At 46.0% G+C, this 16,136-nt stretch carries 17 protein-coding genes; 10 read left to right on the top strand and 7 right to left on the bottom strand.

Going from position 1 to position 16,136, the window contains the following annotated elements; translation table 11 throughout:
• Positions 1-104 precede the first annotated feature (104 nt).
• The 7 genes from NYE35_RS10580 to NYE35_RS10610 all read left to right on the top strand — a co-directional run bounded on the left by NYE35_RS10580 (position 105) and on the right by NYE35_RS10610 (position 6,907).
• A complete protein-coding gene (locus NYE35_RS10580) occupies positions 105-1,502 on the top strand; it encodes a CapA family protein (RefSeq protein WP_339211756.1) in 1,398 nt (465 codons plus the stop codon).
• Positions 1,503-1,523: 21 nt separating this feature from the next.
• Entirely contained in the window at positions 1,524-2,255 is a 732-nt protein-coding gene (locus NYE35_RS10585; protein WP_038569810.1) for a glycerophosphodiester phosphodiesterase, read from the top strand.
• A gap of 36 nt (positions 2,256-2,291) precedes the next feature.
• The gene (locus NYE35_RS10590; protein ID WP_036689251.1) at positions 2,292-2,915 is read left to right on the top strand and encodes a fumarylacetoacetate hydrolase family protein; all 624 of its coding nucleotides are present in this window, start codon (positions 2,292-2,294) and stop codon (positions 2,913-2,915) included.
• Positions 2,916-2,937: 22 nt separating this feature from the next.
• Positions 2,938-3,741 carry a DUF92 domain-containing protein gene (locus tag NYE35_RS10595; RefSeq protein ID WP_036689254.1) on the top strand — a complete coding sequence of 268 codons (804 nt, stop codon included), beginning with the start codon at positions 2,938-2,940 and terminating at the stop codon, positions 3,739-3,741.
• A 44-nt stretch (positions 3,742-3,785) separates the two neighbouring features.
• On the top strand, positions 3,786-4,355 hold the full coding sequence (locus tag NYE35_RS10600; RefSeq protein WP_076098408.1) for a TetR/AcrR family transcriptional regulator: 570 nt from the start codon (positions 3,786-3,788) through the stop codon (positions 4,353-4,355).
• Between the two features lie 86 nt (positions 4,356-4,441).
• Positions 4,442-6,379, top strand: coding sequence for an ABC-F family ATP-binding cassette domain-containing protein (locus NYE35_RS10605; RefSeq protein ID WP_076098407.1), 1,938 nt, complete (start codon positions 4,442-4,444; stop codon positions 6,377-6,379).
• A gap of 42 nt (positions 6,380-6,421) precedes the next feature.
• Complete coding sequence (locus NYE35_RS10610; RefSeq protein ID WP_249267663.1) at positions 6,422-6,907, top strand: tetratricopeptide repeat protein; 486 nt, start codon at positions 6,422-6,424, stop codon at positions 6,905-6,907.
• A 353-nt stretch (positions 6,908-7,260) separates the two neighbouring features.
• Here NYE35_RS10610 and NYE35_RS10615 read toward each other — a convergent pair whose 3' ends face one another.
• The 6 genes from NYE35_RS10615 to NYE35_RS10640 form a co-directional block, all read right to left on the bottom strand.
• Positions 7,261-7,980, bottom strand: coding sequence for a hypothetical protein (locus NYE35_RS10615; RefSeq protein WP_256717038.1), 720 nt, complete (start codon positions 7,978-7,980; stop codon positions 7,261-7,263).
• 94 nt (positions 7,981-8,074) lie between these two features.
• Positions 8,075-9,115: a M42 family metallopeptidase gene (locus NYE35_RS10620; protein WP_036689645.1), complete on the bottom strand. Its 1,041-nt coding sequence runs from the start codon at positions 9,113-9,115 to the stop codon at positions 8,075-8,077.
• A 2-nt stretch (positions 9,116-9,117) separates the two neighbouring features.
• A complete protein-coding gene (locus tag NYE35_RS10625; RefSeq protein WP_042126298.1) occupies positions 9,118-9,429 on the bottom strand; it encodes a LapA family protein in 312 nt (103 codons plus the stop codon).
• 88 nt (positions 9,430-9,517) lie between these two features.
• Positions 9,518-11,308, bottom strand: coding sequence for an oligoendopeptidase F (gene pepF, locus NYE35_RS10630; protein ID WP_036689265.1), 1,791 nt, complete (start codon positions 11,306-11,308; stop codon positions 9,518-9,520).
• A 212-nt stretch (positions 11,309-11,520) separates the two neighbouring features.
• The gene (locus tag NYE35_RS10635; RefSeq protein WP_036689267.1) at positions 11,521-11,691 is read right to left on the bottom strand and encodes a hypothetical protein; all 171 of its coding nucleotides are present in this window, start codon (positions 11,689-11,691) and stop codon (positions 11,521-11,523) included.
• Between the two features lie 6 nt (positions 11,692-11,697).
• Positions 11,698-11,931, bottom strand: a complete 234-nt coding sequence (locus NYE35_RS10640) for a hypothetical protein (RefSeq protein WP_036689271.1) — start codon at positions 11,929-11,931, stop codon at positions 11,698-11,700.
• 173 nt (positions 11,932-12,104) lie between these two features.
• Here NYE35_RS10640 and NYE35_RS10645 point away from each other — a divergent pair, with 173 nt between their 5' ends.
• Complete coding sequence (locus NYE35_RS10645; RefSeq protein WP_036689272.1) at positions 12,105-12,302, top strand: cold shock domain-containing protein; 198 nt, start codon at positions 12,105-12,107, stop codon at positions 12,300-12,302.
• A gap of 214 nt (positions 12,303-12,516) precedes the next feature.
• Here the strand turns inward: NYE35_RS10645 and NYE35_RS10650 are convergent, their stop codons facing one another.
• Positions 12,517-13,767: an MFS transporter gene (locus tag NYE35_RS10650; protein ID WP_076107451.1), complete on the bottom strand. Its 1,251-nt coding sequence runs from the start codon at positions 13,765-13,767 to the stop codon at positions 12,517-12,519.
• Between the two features lie 193 nt (positions 13,768-13,960).
• On the opposite strand from NYE35_RS10650, the gene NYE35_RS10655 reads away from it, so the two are divergent.
• Positions 13,961-15,043 (top strand): tetraprenyl-beta-curcumene synthase family protein, encoded by a 1,083-nt coding sequence (locus tag NYE35_RS10655; RefSeq protein WP_036689648.1) that lies wholly within the window; start codon positions 13,961-13,963, stop codon positions 15,041-15,043.
• Between the two features lie 66 nt (positions 15,044-15,109).
• The gene (gene pfkA / locus NYE35_RS10660; protein WP_036689277.1) at positions 15,110-16,081 is read left to right on the top strand and encodes a 6-phosphofructokinase; all 972 of its coding nucleotides are present in this window, start codon (positions 15,110-15,112) and stop codon (positions 16,079-16,081) included.
• Positions 16,082-16,136: the final 55 nt, after the last annotated feature.

The following is a 16,136-nucleotide window of genomic DNA, read 5'->3' on the forward strand; positions in this document are numbered from 1 at the left end:
AGTTAGTAAAATTTTCTATTTCTATCGACTCTCTTATTTGTAGGGTGCTGTGATAGATATGCTATAATAAAAACAATTTGAGAGTAGAGGAGATCACAGAAACCATGTATCCGCCGCGATCGCGTTCTAGACAAAAGAACAAACATAAGAGCAAACGCAAGCGCAGAACGGCCTGGGCTTGGATCAATGCAGGTCTTCTTCTGATGATTACCGTGTTATTGACTTATAGCTTTACGAATGACCCTGACAAGAAAAGCGCCTCACCGCCTCCGGTTGCAGAAGCGACAGCTACGCCTATACCGGAGAGTAGTGATCAGCCTCAGACAGCACCTCCGGTGGTTGCAGTTGCAACGCCTGAAGCTACGGAGACGCCAAGCCCTTCTCCTACGGCAACTCCAGAGCCAACGCCTACACCGCAGGAGGAGCCCGAAGAGATCATTGAAACACAAGCTCCTGAAGCGACAGCGACCCCTGCGAAGGATGAGGACAGCTCGGAAGCAGCAAATAATGATCCAGTGTCTGGTCTGCCGTCAGATGATGACGCGTCTGGTAAGACGGTGACTTTGAATTTTGGTGGAGATGTTATATTTTCCGGGAAAGCTGGAGAACTGCTGGAGAAGAAAGGTTATGATTATTCGTATGCCGCATTGGAGGGTCTGTTCAAGAAAGATGATCTTACGATCTTGAATCTGGAAACTCCAGTGACCACAGGTGGCGTAAGTGCCACTAATAAGCAATTTGTATTCAAAGGATCACCACTCGCTCTGGATGCGCTTAAGTCAGCTGGTGTGGACGCAGTAAATATGGCGAATAATCACACGCTTGATCAAGGAGAGCAAGGCTTGCGGGATACCCTTAACCACCTTGCTGAAAGAGGAATTCCTTATGTGGGTGCGGGGCTTAACAGTAAAGAAGCATATTCGGCGCAATATTTTGAACGTAAGGGCATTAAGATCGCTTTGCTGGGATTCACCCGGGTGATTCCTGCGTCGGATTGGATGGCAGGAAAAAATAAGCCGGGACTTGCCTCCGTATACGATAGTGCAGAAGGACTGAAGGCTATTGCTGCAGCCAAAAAGAAAGCCGATTTGGTGGTCGTAGTTGTCCATTGGGGTAAAGAACGGGTAGAACAATATGATAAAACGCAACAGTCGCTGGGCCATAGCTTTATCGATGCAGGAGCCGATCTTGTCATTGGCGGCCATCCACACGTGCTACAAGGCGTGGAGCCATATAAGGGCAAATGGATTGCCTACAGCACCGGGAATTTTATTTTTACGAGATCTACAGTGCCTGCCACTTGGGAAACTGCGGTTTTTCAGGCGGAATGTAGTGTAAAAGGTCAATGCTCCTTAAAGCTGAAGCCTATGAAAGCCGAGCTAGCACAGCCTGTGCCGATGAACGCAGTGGATGGACAACTTTTGTTAAAAAGAGTAGAAGCTCTATCCGCAGGACGGGTAAAGATCGGTAGCGACGGTAAAGTCACTCAAGTTACCAAATAGGGTTCCTGGGAGGTCCTTATGATGAACAATTTGTGTGTAGCCCATCGAGGGTTTTCCGGTAAAGCTCCAGAGAATACATTGGCAGCCATTCGGATGGCGATTGCCATGCCCTATGTGCACTGGATGGAAATTGATGTCCAGCTCTCCAAAGACGGCGTTCCTGTTGTCATTCATGATTATACGTTGGACCGGACGACCAATGGTCATGGCAAGGTGAAGAACATGGACTGGGAATATATCCGGCGTCTGGATGCGGGGAGCTGGAAAGGGCGTTCTTTTCAGGGCGAGCGGGTGCCTTCTTTGGAAGAGGTGCTGTCACTAGCCTCCGGAAGATTGCGTCTGAATATTGAACTGAAAACAGTGGGAGATATGTATCCTGGCATTGAGAAGACGGTGACGGATCTTATTTCTGCAAAAGGTATGCGGGACGACGTGATCTTGACCTCTTTTGATACTGGAGCATTAAAAAAAGTCAAGGAAATTGATTCCCGTTTTCGCACCGGATTGATCTTTGATTCCAGATTTGGCAATCCTGCACGCAGGCTGCATGAACTGGATTGCTCTTTACTTTCGATTAGCTTCTCGCGTCTGAATCCTAGACTGGCCAAGCTTTTGTCCGAGCGAGGGGTGGAAATTATGGCTTGGACTGTGAACAAAGCGAAAGAGATGCGTCGCTTAGCCGACATGCATTCTGATATAATGATCTGTACAAACCGCCCGGATATATGGGGCGACACCTTTCTGAAGGTATAAATAATCCAAATCGATGGGAAAGAGAGCTGACTGTTTATGTGCGCTGCTGTTAATAATCTTTATTGTGTTGGACGCAACTACAAGCTACACGCGGAGGAATTGGGTAACAATGTGCCAGTGGAGCCGCTCATTTTCATGAAGCCCTCACATGCGGCTGTTTCCCTCGATAAAGCAGTAATTAAGCTGCCAAAGGATGCGGGTCAGATTCATTATGAAGGGGAACTTGTACTGCGTATTGCACGTGATTATACACCAGGCATGAGCGTGGAGGATCTGGTAGATGTAATGGCACTGGGACTGGATTTCACGCTGCGTGATGTGCATAATGATCTGCAGAAGAAAGGTTTGCCATGGACGCCAGCTAAAGGCTTTAAAAATGCCGCACCACTCACCCCTTACATAGCGTTTCCAGATAAGGAAGAGCTGGAGGGAACTGATTTTACAGTGGTGAAAAATGGGGTGGAAGTACAACGCGGCAATGTTAAAAACATGATTTTTTCACTTCAAAAAATTGTTGATTTTATCGCCGAGCGCTACGGGTTAGGGAAAGACGATGTGATATTTACAGGTACTCCGGCAGGCGTGGGTCCTACTGTAGCTGGAGACGCTTTCGAGCTGTACTGGGGCGACAAGCTGATGGGGACTTGCCTGATCGGTTAATAGATCTGTTGGAGATGAATCTATGCAGTGGGTTATTGGCGCTTTAGGCGCTTTGATTGTTGCGGGAGCGGCATATTGGAAGCAGTCTTTAAGTCTCTCTGGCATGATTGCCGCGGTAGTGATGGGCACTATTTATTTTGGTGCCGGAAATGCTTTTTGGTTTGGGATATTGCTGATCTTCTTCATCACTTCAAGCCTGCTGTCCAAACTTCATCATGATAATAAAGCAGAATTAGAGCTGACATATGCTAAGACGGGCCGCCGCGATGCCGGGCAGGTCTTTGCTAACGGTGGACTTGGCATGGTTCTGGTTCTCCTGAATGCGATCTTCCCGCATGAGCTGTGGGGGTTTCTATTTATTGGTGTAATGGCTACAGTAACCTCGGATACATGGGCTACGGAGATCGGAACACTGAGCAAGAAACCGCCTCGTTCTGTCCTTACGGGTAAAGTTCTTCCTGCCGGAGCTTCGGGAGGCGTATCCAGCTTGGGTACGCTGGCGGCGGCGGCAGGAGGCGCACTCATCGGTGCGTCAGCTTGGCTGCTGCGAATGATATCCGGCATGCCGGATCACTCTTTCGTGCTGCTTACCCTAGCAGGACTTGCCGGAGGACTAGTCGGCGCCTTTGCCGACTCTATCCTTGGTGCAACCGTGCAGCAGATGAACCGCTGTACGGTATGCGGCCGCGAAGTGGAAGGCTCACAGCATTGTGGGGCTCCAGCTGTACACGCAAGAGGCTGGAAGTGGATGAGCAATGATGCAGTCAATGCCATCAGCTCTATCCTCGGCGGTGCAGCTGCCTTACTGCTGAGCATGATCATTTAGCATTTGAATTTAAGCTTTGAACGGCACAGTTTAGGGAGGGACCGATGAGTAGCGCATCCAATCAAAAACATACTGCTATTCTGGATGCCGCATACGAGCTCTTCGGTTCAGGTGGATTTTACGAAACGAAGATGTCGGAAGTGGCGGAGCAAGCCGGAATAGCAAAGGGCACCGTTTATTTATACTTCAAGAGCAAGGAAGAATTATTCATGGCAGTGACGCGCCGCGATTGTGAGGGATTTCTCCTGCAATTACAGGAAAGGCTGAAGGCTAGTGATACTTTGGCCGGTAAACTGTCGATCATTGCTAAACATCACCTGAATTATTATTATGAACGCAAGCGGCATACGAAGCTCTTTTTCCGTGCCCCTAACAATAATCCTGAATTAGTGGCGTATATGACACAATTTATGGAGCAATACATGCAAGATGTGGTCAAGGTATTATTAGAAGGTGGAGCATCCGAGCCTGAGCTTATGGCACAGTCCTACATAGGGATGTTGGATCGTTTGAAGATGGATATCTTATTTGATCCGTCTTTTACGGAGGAGGACGCGTATAAACGCGCTGATTTCGCTGCTGGTCTTTTTATTAGAGGGGCTATGATCACCTGAATTTTGGATAGGATGATAGACCGGATAAATAGCATTGGTTAGATGCGGCCGGTTTTATGAAAATATAAGGCAAGCGAGGAAATAGCATGAATATTATGACCGTGGAACATCTTTCCAAGAGTTATGGCGAGAAAGTACTCTTTAGCGACGCTTCATTTGGTATGGACGATCGGGATAAAATTGGCTTGATCGGTGTGAATGGAACGGGTAAATCAACCTTTTTACGGATTATTGCCGGTCTGGATACTCCGGATGGTGGGCAAATTGCCATCGGGAATAATGTAAGAGTACAATATTTGGCGCAGAATCCTCCTTATGATCCTATGAATACAGTTTTGCAGCAAGTGTTCGCCGGGGATGATCCAGACCTTGCTACCATGCGTGAGTATATGGAGACTATGTCCCAGCTTGAACAGCAGCCTGGTAATGCTGAACTGGAAGGAAAACTAGTAAAGATTGGGCAGGCGATCGACGCTGCGGGAACATGGCATTTGGAGAGTGAAGCCAAAAGCGTGCTTACCAAGCTAGGCATCTTAAAGTTTGATGCGCTAATGGACACACTTTCTGGTGGACAACGTAAACGTGTAGCTCTGGCAGCTGCACTGATTACCCCCTCTGAACTGCTGATTCTTGATGAGCCTACCAACCATATTGATACGGATTCCGTGGCTTGGCTGGAGCAATATTTGCAGAAACGGCGCGGCGCTCTTTTGATGGTGACGCATGATCGTTACTTCCTGGAGCGTGTGGCTAGTGTCATGCTAGAGCTAGATGGTGGCCAGCTTTATCGTTATGAAGCTAACTATTCACGGTTTCTAGAGCTTAAAGCCGATCGCGAAGAACGAGAAGCCTCTGCCGAACAGAAGCGTAAGAACCTGCTGCGTACAGAGCTGGCTTGGATTCGTCGCGGTGCCAAAGCCCGTTCAACAAAACAGAAGGCAAGAATCGACCGCTTCGAAAAGCTGAAAGAGAGTACAGGAAGCAGCTCGAACGGTTCATTGGATATTTCTGTGGCTTCTACACGTTTAGGTCGCAAGATCATTGAAATTAATGACCTGTCGAAAGCGTTGGATGGTCGTCAGCTAATCAAAGATCTCAGCTATATCGCTGTACCCCAGGATAGAGTGGGCATCGTCGGCCCGAACGGCAGCGGCAAATCAACACTCTTAAATATGATTGCAGGTCAGCTGCAACCCGATAAAGGTGAAGTTCAGCTTGGCGCTACGGTTAAGCTTGGTTACTTTACACAAGAGCATCAGGATATGGATGACAGTATGCGTGCCATTGAATACGTGAAGGAAGAAGCAGAAGTGATACGGACAGCAGACGGCAGTGTGATTACGGCGGGTCAAATGCTGGAACGCTTCTTGTTCCCTCCTGCGATGCAATGGACACCGATCTCGAAGCTGTCCGGGGGCGAAAAAAGACGCTTGTATCTGCTTCGTGTATTGATGGGAGCACCTAACGTATTGCTTTTGGATGAACCTACGAACGATTTGGATATCGGCACATTGGCTGTATTGGAAGATTATCTGGATGAATTTCCGGGTGTCGTCTTTACCGTATCCCATGACCGTTATTTCTTGGACCGTACGATAGATAAGCTGATTGCTTTTGAAAATGGCGATATCCGGATTCACGTTGGCGATTATACGGAATATGAAGAATGGCTGGCCAAAAATGTACCGTCACGCATTGGAGAATCGAACAAAGAAGATGGAAGCTCAAAGCGAAAAGAGGCCGCGGACACTGGCAGCAACCCTGCACCTTCAACGGCTCCCAAAACAAAACTCAAATTCAGCTTCAAGGAACAGCGTGAATATGAGGGCATTGATGAGCAAATTGAGCTTGCAGAGCAACGTTTGACGGATATTAGTGTACAGATGGAGGCGGCTTTTGCTGACTCTGGAAGGCTGCAGGAGCTAGTAGAGGAGCAACGCCTAGCCGAAGCAGAGCTGGAGCGTCTTATGGAACGCTGGACCTATCTGAACGAGCTTGCGGAGAAAATCGCTGGTAAGGCTTAAACCAGTTGGATGGCTTTTAATGAAAATAGGGGAGGGCTCTGTGTGGAAGATAAACTTAAAGCTGCCGTAGCCCTACGCAACGCTGGTAAAGCGGAAGAAGCCAAAATGATGCTGTTTGAGCTATATGAGCAGAATGCTGGGGACGCTGAACTTCTATATCAATTGGCCTGGACGCATGATGTGCTGGGTTTGGAGCGGGCGGCAGTACCCTTTTATGAGAAAAGCTTGGCGTTAGGATTACCCTCTGAGCAGAGAGTTGGCGCTCTATTGGGACTGGGCAGCACCTACCGGACACTCGGAGAATACGAGAAGTCAAAAGGTCTTCTGATGCAGGCTGTTCAGGAGTACCCAGAGAATAAGGAATTTCCGGCGTTCCTAGCCATGACCTTGCACAATCTTGGAGAGCATAGTCAAGCGATGGAGCTGCTGCTTAAGCTGTTGGCAGAAACCTCTGCGGATGAAGGGATAAGAAGTTACAGTAAGGCCATTTCTTATTATTCAGATAAGCTGGAGCAAGTCTGGGATTGATGCTAGCTTTTATATCGCATTAATACTTACGAAGTACTATCCGGATACCACTGACCTTAAACGCAGCATTATTGCACATTTGGAATGTTTACGGACTCCGCAGTCACTATTAGCACAAAAAGCTCCTAATACGTAGCTTTTCAAGCTAATAACGTCAATGGGGTCCGAAACAGTGCCCCATAGGCTGAAAATTGGCGAATAACATCATCTGGGTCCATAAGCACTCACCGAAGGGGTTGACCCCAAAAAATTCCGGCAGTGTCTGTTGAAGAACAAGCGAACCACCAATAAACAAAAAAAGAGTAGGGTCCTCCATTAATTGGAGAATTCTACTCTTTTATTTTTCTACTCTTTTATTTCGTTCCGTCCACAGCAATCATTTGCACTACAGACCGAGAATCGCCGGGTACAATGATTTCCTTCGCATTCATCTGGGAAGAGCCATCTCCGTCCAAGAAGATACCCTCCAGACCCTTGGCAGGAACTGTCTGGAGGATCGCTGAGCGGAAATCTGCCGCTGTTGAGAGCGTTGGGGTAACAATCAGCCAGAGCTTTCCTGTGTTGTCATACACCATGCCTGAGCGCAGGCGTTTCTCATCAGCGTAAGGAAGATGCTCTTCAGCTACTGCCGCTTCCCATAAGTCTTCGTGTCCCAGATTCATACTAATGCCACCTTGCGCAAAATAATGCTGGCGATCAGTAATCTTCAATTCTTCTCCAGAAGAGACAACCTGTACGGAGAAGCTACGGCTGGCACCATCCCAGACAAGAGTTCCACGTGCGTATTTAGCATTGAACCAGCCAGACCCATAACCCTTCTGGGCCCCGTTGACTGGAGTATCATTCATGATAGCCATGGATAAAAGCGCATCTTGATAGAAAAAACCACCGTTAATCCCATATGCATTAACTTGCCGTAAAGGGACACCCGCGGCCCTGAGCTTAATATCTTCAGGTGAAAGTGACATCATATAGAGCTGCACATTATCTGCACTCACTGTTTCCAAAAAGCTATAGGCGTGAGGAAGACCTTTAAAGGGATCTTCCTTGTGATTTCTAAATACCAGAAACAACGATAGCGCTAACCCCGCTATCAATAACACCAGGAGTGAGACGATAAGTCTCTGTCTGCGCCTCCAGAGCTGTTTTAGCTTGCCAGAGCTAGCCTCAGTTTGTACCCACATAAGCAGCGAGAAGCTTAGCAGTGTTCACTACAGCTTGCTTATGCGTACGTTCCATGGAGTGGGAGGCATGTACACCTGGGCCAATCAATGCTGCGCGGATATTGTTTCCGCCTCTGAGCGCTGCGGAAGCATCGGAGCCGTACATAGGATAGATATCAACTGCATAAGGAATCGCGAGTGCCTCTGCCAGTTCAATCAAACGGCCTGTCATAACATAATCGTAAGGGCCGGAAGAGTCTTTTGCACAGATGGATACATCGGTTTCTTTACAGCTGAGATCATCACCCATGGCGCCCATATCGACGGCAATCATTTCATTGATTTCACCAGGAATCCAAGCTGTACCATGTCCCACTTCCTCGTAGTTAGAGATGAGGAAAGAAAGGTTGTGGAGAGGTTTCCAGCCTTCACGTTTAATACTTTCCAGTAATCCAAGAAGGGCAGCCACGCTTGCCTTGTCGTCTAAATGACGGGATTTAATGTAGCCGCTAGGCGTAATCACTGCACGTGCATCGAAAGAAATGAAATCTCCGACGGAAATGCCAAGCTTGAGTACGTCTTCTTTAGAAGATACCAGCTCATCAATACGTACTTCCATGTTCTCCTCTGATCGTTTGAAGTCACGAGCGTCTGGATATACGTGAACAGATGGATGGCTGGTTAAGATGGTTCCTGTATAAGTTTTGCCGCTGCGGGTATGGATCGTGCAATATTCATTCTCAATGCTGTGCATGGCGAAGCCGCCTACTGAGGTCAGTCGCAGTGTACCGTTAGCTTTAATCGAGCGTACCATGGCACCAAGTGTATCCACGTGAGCGCTGATGCCAATAGTACGAGAGGGATCTAGGCCCGGGACGTTAAGAATTACGCCGCCTTTTTCATTCCAGCTTAAAGGTATGTTCAGCGCAGCTGCTTCTTCAGCAACTAGTGTCATTACCTGTGCGGTGAAACCGCTTGGGCTGGGGGTATCGAGTAATTTTTTTAGGATGGAAAGTATGTAGTCTTCATTAGGTTGAATGGTAATCATTAGTTAAGCCCTCCTGTTAAGCCATCATTGTCTGTGTTAAAAGAATCCAGTGAAGTGTCGGCATCACGAAGCTTGGTAAGCTCAGCAGTTAAGCTTTTAATTTGCTTTTGTAGTTTGTATTGACGAAAAATGCCGTAAGAGCCCACGATGATTCCGCCAATTAACGCGCAGCCAAGAATAACGAGTATAAGTGGTATATTAACCACATCAAAACCGAAATTGACTTGAACGGGATCAACGTTGATGACTGCGAATATGGCGGTTAGCAGCGCGAAGATTAGACCCGCAATTAGTGACCATTGAATTCTCATTGAATTCTTCCTCCTCAGGGGGATATAACAATATAAAATCCCCTGCCCAGATAGGGCAAGGGATTAATGTAATACTAAGCTCTCTGCCTTATTTGGTCAACTGTTCCATTTGCGCGATAACACTTTCGAACACACTCATCGCTTCGCGAATCGGCTCAGGAGACGACATGTCAACGCCTGCTTTTGACAAAATATTGATGGAGTAATCACTGCCACCGCTCTTCAGGAAGCCGAGGTAACGATCTACCGCCGGTTTACCTTCTTCAAGGATTTGTTTGGCAAAGCTAGTCGCTGCCGAGAAGCCTGTTGCATATTTGTAAACATAGAAGCTGTTATAGAAATGCGGAATTCGTGCCCATTCCATCTCGATATCCTGATCTACAACCATTTCTTTGCCGTAGTATTTGACATTCAGGTCGTAGTAGATACTCGAAAGATCTTGTGGGGTAAGCGAATCGCCCTCTTCAACACGCTGATGAATGATCTTTTCGAATTCTGCGAACATCGTTTGCCGGAAAATCGTTGTCCGGAACTGATCGGCATAGTAGGTGAGCAGATACATTTTTTCCTTAGGATCTGTAGACTTTTTGAGTAGATAATCCATAAGCAAAGCTTCATTGGTAGTCGAGGCAACCTCTGCAAGGAAAATGGTATACTGTGCATCCCGATAGTTCAGAGCGTTGTCTGAAAAATAAGAGTGTAGAGCATGACCCATCTCATGTGCCAGAGTAAACATACTGTTCAGATTATCGTTATGGTTCAGCAGGACGTATGGGTGTGTGCCATAAGGGCCCCAGCTGTAAGCTCCAGAGCGTTTATTCTCGTTCTCATAGACATCAATCCAGCCATTGTCGTAGCCTTTTTGCAGCACATTCAGATAATCTTCACCCAGCGGTTTGAGGCCTTCTTTGGTAATTTTCTTCGCTTCTTCGTACGTGATATCCAGCTTATATTCATCTACTAGTGGTGCAAATAGGTCATACATATGTAACTCATCCACACCAAGCAGCTTTTGACGCAACTTCATGTAACGGTGCATTAAAGGAAGACTCTCATGAATCGTATCGATCAGGTTGGTGTATACCTCTTTTGGAATGTTATCACCGTAAAGAGACATTTCCATTACAGATGGATACTTGCGGACGTGTGAGAAAAAGACGTTTTTGTTCACATTGGCGCTAAGCGTTGCTGCGATGGTGTTTTTTTGCTTACGATAGGTGTCATAGACTGCTTTAAAAGCATTTCGGCGAACCTCGCGATCGGAGCTTTCCAAGAACTTGATATAGTTGCCGTGAGTCAGCTCGACCTCTTTGCCATCTTCATCTTTAATCTTAGGGAATTTCAGATCTGCGTTGTTCAGCATACTAAAAATGTTCTGAGGCGCTTGTGCTAGGTTTCCAACTTGGGCCAGCAGAGCTTCCTCAGCCTTGGACAATACATGCGCTTTCTCACGTTTCATCTCTTTTAAAGTGAAGGTGTAAGCGGACAGTTCAGGATCAGCAATAAATTGATCCAGCTTCTCAATAGGCAGTGCCAAGATTTCTGGGGTTACAAAAGAAAAGGCTTCGCCTGCTTCGATCCCAAGCTTCTTCGCTTTGGAGGACAAAGCTTGATATTCAGGATTAGCAGTGTCTTCATCCTGACGCATATGAGCATAGACAAAAAGTCGCTCAGTGGAGACTGACAGCTTGTCATCCAGCTCAAAACATTGTTTCACAGCTTCTGCGGAATCAAGTTTACCTTGGAAATCAGCAGCTTTTTTGATCAGTGATTTAGCTTCAGCATATTCTGCATCCCAATCCTTCTGAGAGGCAAATATATCTTCAAGCTTCCAACGATTCTCAGCAGGTACTTCACTTCTCTTCAATAATTGTTCCATAGAAACCCTCCTAGAATGATGAGATGTAGTAGGCATAATCTCCCTCGGCAATACTGTGGATGATATTTCACCCGGTAGCAAGCTGAGCACAAGTAGAAGAGGGATGGACTTGAGTGTAATAGGCATGACGTCCTCCTCTTTGAAAAGTAGAGTCAGCTTATTATGTCCTGCTAAGTCCTGATTATTAATATTTAGTCTTCTTTATATGGTAGTTATGCCAACAAGCTATAAATAACAAAGATGAAAGCAAACAGAATCATTACGACCGCAGCCATGGCCATGCCCCGCTTTAGTTTCGGCGGGACACGATCCTTGGTCATAATTAATACTGCGCCTAGACAGAGGACTAGGACAACATAAATCGTGAGATTTTCGTTATTCATTTCCTGTTATACCTGTTTGAAAGCTGCAATGATGTTTTTGTACTCTTCTTCATTGTCTTTATAAGATTCCTTGTTGAAGCGGTTATTCACCCATTGCATCATCGCTGGACGACTCAGGAAGGTATGTGTTTCTTCTCCCCATTGATCGGAAATTTCGCGGAGTACAATGTAGCGGCCTTGAACTTCTACCGTCATCATATTCCATTTGTCTGTTTTGTATATTTCATGTTTTTTGATCATTATCATTACCACCCTGGCGATTTTTGGCTTTTGGCTCAATGATAACGCACTGGAGAAGGGAAAAGCAAATTAAATCATATATTAAGGGTTGGGTTTGATTGATTTGAACAGAAGATTGCAGTATACTATAGTTATACGCCATATATGGCGGTTATTTTTAGGAGGTTGTTCAATTGAAAGGTACAGTAAAATGGTTTAACGCAGAAAAAGGTTATGGTTTTCTTCAAGTAGAAGGCGGCGAAGATGTATTCGTACACTTCTCAGCAATTCAAGGTGAAGGATTCAAGACTTTGGACGAAGGTCAAGAAGTAGAATTCGACATCACTGATGGTAGTCGTGGACCGCAAGCTGAAAACGTAGTAAAATTATAAGAAACAGCAGGACAGTTAAGCTGTCTGCTACAAATATATAATTTACTTGGCAAGCCCTTGCAAGAGTGGTTACCAACTTACAGAACACAGTTCTTTCGGGAACTGTGTTTTTTTACGCCCACTATAGAAGTTATCCAAAATGAAAAAGGTCGTTACACTCCAGTGAAGGGGAGTGCAACGACCTTTTTGTATTATGAAATAATACCAACCCTAATTATAGGGAGGCTTTTTTGTTCTTTTTTCTGAAATAATTGATCGGATCCAGGTTGGATTTCAATAAATGCTGTCCCAGAAACCCTGCAAAAGCGAGTAAGCTGAAACCCGTAGCCACTATATAAAAAATATAACGCCCCGCCTCTTGATAAATAATGCCGCCAAAGGTACCGCTAAGCAGCCCAGACGCACTTGACCAAACGACGGTGAAAATGGCAAGACCTGTTGCCCGAAGGCGATCCGGAATAATCCGGGTGATATAACGGACAGATGTTACATAAAAAACACCAAATGATATACTGTGCATGGCTTGAATGGCAATCATTGAGCCCGGATGATCCGCTAGGGACATCAAAAGAAAACGCAGAGCATACATCAGACTCCCCAAGGCCAGCAAGGGCAATTCTTTGAATTTGTCGCCGTATCTGCTGAGGATAAATAATACAGGGATCTCACTAAGAGCTGACGCGAGCAGTGCCCAGCCAATGATTTCCTCACCAGCGCCCAGTTGTTTTAGACTGATCGTCAGAAAGGCTTCGTTCATTCTATGGCCTAACGCGAGTACAAACACACAGCCGAAGAACCACAGCACCTCTTTTTGCAACAATATATCTTTAAGTCCATTTTTGCTATTATCAGCTTCAGCTGTGTCCTTATCTTGATTCGTTGTTTCTATAACAGCAGGTCTTTTAACATCCTTAAGTCCTAGGGTAATTAAAAGTGCAGCAATAATGATGATGATACATAGGGTCAAGCTCCAAGTAGAGCCCAATGCTCTTAATGCATAGCCAACGGTTAGAGCAAAGAAAGAATAGCCTAAGGAGCCAAAAACGCGAATGGTAATGAAGTTCCGTCCGTGTCTTTCGGCAACTTTGATAGCCATTGTATCGGCAAGCGGAAAAACTGGGTAATAGAAGAAGTAGAAGAAGGACAAAATAAGCATGACAGATGAAAATTCCGTCGCTCTGGCTAATAGAAGACCAGTTACTAATTGACCCGCAAGTAATATGAACATGATCTTTCGAATGGTGCCTAACTTATCGCTTATCATACTCCAGAATAGATTGGATAGGATGGAGATAAGGGGGCCGAGGGAATACAAGTAGCCTATCTGAGAACTGCTAAACCCTAAATGTGTGTAGAATAAAGGAAAGTATGATACTACAAGGACGCTGGTACCATATATGGTAAAGAGAAAGGAACGCAGCCAGTTTTGATCGCTGTAAAGGCTGCCGGTCCGTTTTGAAAACATGGATTGCACTCCTCCGAAATTGAAATATGCCTAGTATAGCATAAAGCAATGAGGAGATGTTTTTAAAAACTGCTGTATTTCTGAATCTTTCATGATTTTACGAAAGTGATTTTGTTGTTTGTACAAATACGCCTGATCATATTATAATAAGTGGTGATTTGGATAAGGAGACAACAATGTGGAGGCACTGTCATTGAGTGAATTAGAGCAAGGCCGTTACCTTAGCCCGCGTGGTCCACTGGGACTTATGAACAGGGTCTATAAGTACGTGCTGCCGGAAGTGAGAGAATGTCTCCATTTCTGGCGCCAAGATGCGAACGGGATTCCCGATCCCGAGCTCCGGAAGCAAGCACTTGCCAGCATTGAAACTAAAGAGTTTCATTGCATAGGCGGTGGTATTTATGCCGCCGGCAATTTATCGATGAAACATATACTGATTCCGCTAATTGTTGCTTATCAAACTATCAGTGATTATCTGGACAACTTATGTGATCGCAGTACTTCGCTTGATCCTGCAGATTTCAGGCTGCTGCATCAATCTATGCTGGATGCTATTGATCCAAATGCTGAGCCAGGTAATTATTATGCGCTTCGAAGTGAACAGAATGACGGCGGATATTTGTACAGGCTGGTTCGCAAATGCCAAGAGATGATTTCTTTGTTGCCAGGTTATTCCGCTGCTGCAGCGGAGATTCGAGAACTGGCTGTGCTCTATACAGATTTACAAGTGTATAAGCACATCCGCCCGGAACTCAGGGAAACAGCCCTGAAGGAGTGGTGGGAGGAACAGGGCAGTCGAGCACCACATCTGCAATGGAATGAATTTTCGGCTGCAACGGGATCAACGCTAGGTGTATTTATGTTATTTCTATCCGCATGTGATCCGAAGCTGAACCAAGCTTCTGCGGCTTCGATTCGAGCCGCGTATTTTCCGCATGTATGTGGTCTGCACATTATGCTGGATTATCTGATTGATCAGGAAGAGGACCGAGCAGGCGGTGATCTTAATTTCTGCAATTATTATGATGACACGGATACCATGCTGAGTCGGATCGCTGCAATGGTTGAGTGGGCCCGTAAGGATGTTCGTAATCTTCCAGAGTCTTCGATGCATCGTATGGTGATTGAGGGATTGCTGGCACTTTATTTATCTGATCCGAAAGTTAGCGAACAGCGGGAAGTTCGCTCTGTATCTAAAAGCCTGATGAAAGGCAGTCCGCTTACAAGACTGTTCTTCTTCGCTAACAGCCGTTGGATACGCAAACGCTTTTTGTAACCATGTCGCGAAGTTATTTTTATAAGAAGTATCAGGCTTCGCACAATTTTAAGGAGGAACAACAGAATGTCTAAAATTCAAAAAATCGCAGTATTGACTAGTGGTGGAGATTCACAGGGAATGAACGCCGCTGTTCGTGCGGTTGTAAGAAGCGCACTTTATTTCGGTATTGAGGTATTTGGGGTGCAACGTGGTTATCAAGGTCTGCTGAATCGCGATATCTTCCCAATGGATCTTCGCAGTGTAGGAGATATTATTCAACGTGGCGGTACTGTTCTGCAGTCTGCAAGATGTCTGGAGTTCACGAAACCGGAAGGACAGCAAAAAGGCGCGGATATCCTTAATGAACTGGGTATCGATGGTCTAGTAGTTATCGGTGGAGATGGTTCCTATAAAGGAGCTAACAAATTAAGTAAACTCGGTATCAAGACTATGGCTTTGCCAGGTACGATTGATAACGATATCTCCTTCACAGACTACACTATCGGGTTTGATACAGCGGTTGGCGTTGTTGTAGACGCTATTAACAAGTTGCGTGACACTATGTCCTCCCATGAACGTTCTTCGATTGTAGAGGTTATGGGACGCCACTGTGGCGATATCGCGCTGCATGCTGGACTGGCTTCCGGAGCAGAAACAATCCTTGTGCCGGAAATGCCTTATGATTTGAATGAAGTTGCTGACCGGATGCGCGATAATTTTATCAGAGGTAAACGCCACAGTATCGTAATTGTTGCCGAAGGCGTTGGCAAAGGTGAAGATGTGGCTCAAGCTCTGAAAGACCGTCATGCTTCTCTGGATGCGCGTGTTACTGTACTCGGACATATCCAACGTGGTGGAACACCAACTCCTGGAGACCGGAATCTGGCTAGCCGTCTTGGCGATTTTGCCGTACGTAAGCTAATCGAAGGTGAATCCGACAAGGCTTGTGGTATCATCAAAGGTGAATTAACCCTTACGGATATTGATCTCGTAGTAAATACGAAAAAGGGCTTTGACCTGGAGCTGTACGAGCTGGCTTCCCGTCTTTCCCAATAATTAGCGACTATATATAAAAAGGAACAGCTGCGAGATTCGCACTGTTCCTTTTTTG

The sequence above is a fragment of the Paenibacillus sp. FSL L8-0494 genome (assembly GCF_038003695.1).
In the GTDB taxonomy this organism is placed as follows: domain Bacteria; phylum Bacillota; class Bacilli; order Paenibacillales; family Paenibacillaceae; genus Paenibacillus_AQ; species Paenibacillus_AQ odorifer.

Bases quoted from the DNA above. Each gene is read 5' to 3' on its own strand.
- pfkA (WP_036689277.1), top strand. From the start codon at position 15,110: ATGTCTAAAATTCAAAAAATCGCAGTATTGACTAGTGGTGGAGATTCA.
- NYE35_RS10585 (WP_038569810.1), top strand. From the start codon at position 1,524: ATGAACAATTTGTGTGTAGCCCATCGAGGGTTTTCCGGTAAAGCTCCA.
- pepF (WP_036689265.1), bottom strand. From the start codon at position 11,308: ATGGAACAATTATTGAAGAGAAGTGAAGTACCTGCTGAGAATCGTTGG.
- NYE35_RS10640 (WP_036689271.1), bottom strand. From the start codon at position 11,931: ATGATCAAAAAACATGAAATATACAAAACAGACAAATGGAATATGATG.
- NYE35_RS10625 (WP_042126298.1), bottom strand. From the start codon at position 9,429: ATGAGAATTCAATGGTCACTAATTGCGGGTCTAATCTTCGCGCTGCTA.
- NYE35_RS10650 (WP_076107451.1), bottom strand. From the start codon at position 13,767: ATGTTTTCAAAACGGACCGGCAGCCTTTACAGCGATCAAAACTGGCTG.
- NYE35_RS10600 (WP_076098408.1), top strand. From the start codon at position 3,786: ATGAGTAGCGCATCCAATCAAAAACATACTGCTATTCTGGATGCCGCA.
- NYE35_RS10580 (WP_339211756.1), top strand. From the start codon at position 105: ATGTATCCGCCGCGATCGCGTTCTAGACAAAAGAACAAACATAAGAGC.
- NYE35_RS10595 (WP_036689254.1), top strand. From the start codon at position 2,938: ATGCAGTGGGTTATTGGCGCTTTAGGCGCTTTGATTGTTGCGGGAGCG.
- NYE35_RS10605 (WP_076098407.1), top strand. From the start codon at position 4,442: ATGAATATTATGACCGTGGAACATCTTTCCAAGAGTTATGGCGAGAAA.
- NYE35_RS10635 (WP_036689267.1), bottom strand. From the start codon at position 11,691: ATGAATAACGAAAATCTCACGATTTATGTTGTCCTAGTCCTCTGTCTA.
- NYE35_RS10590 (WP_036689251.1), top strand. From the start codon at position 2,292: ATGTGCGCTGCTGTTAATAATCTTTATTGTGTTGGACGCAACTACAAG.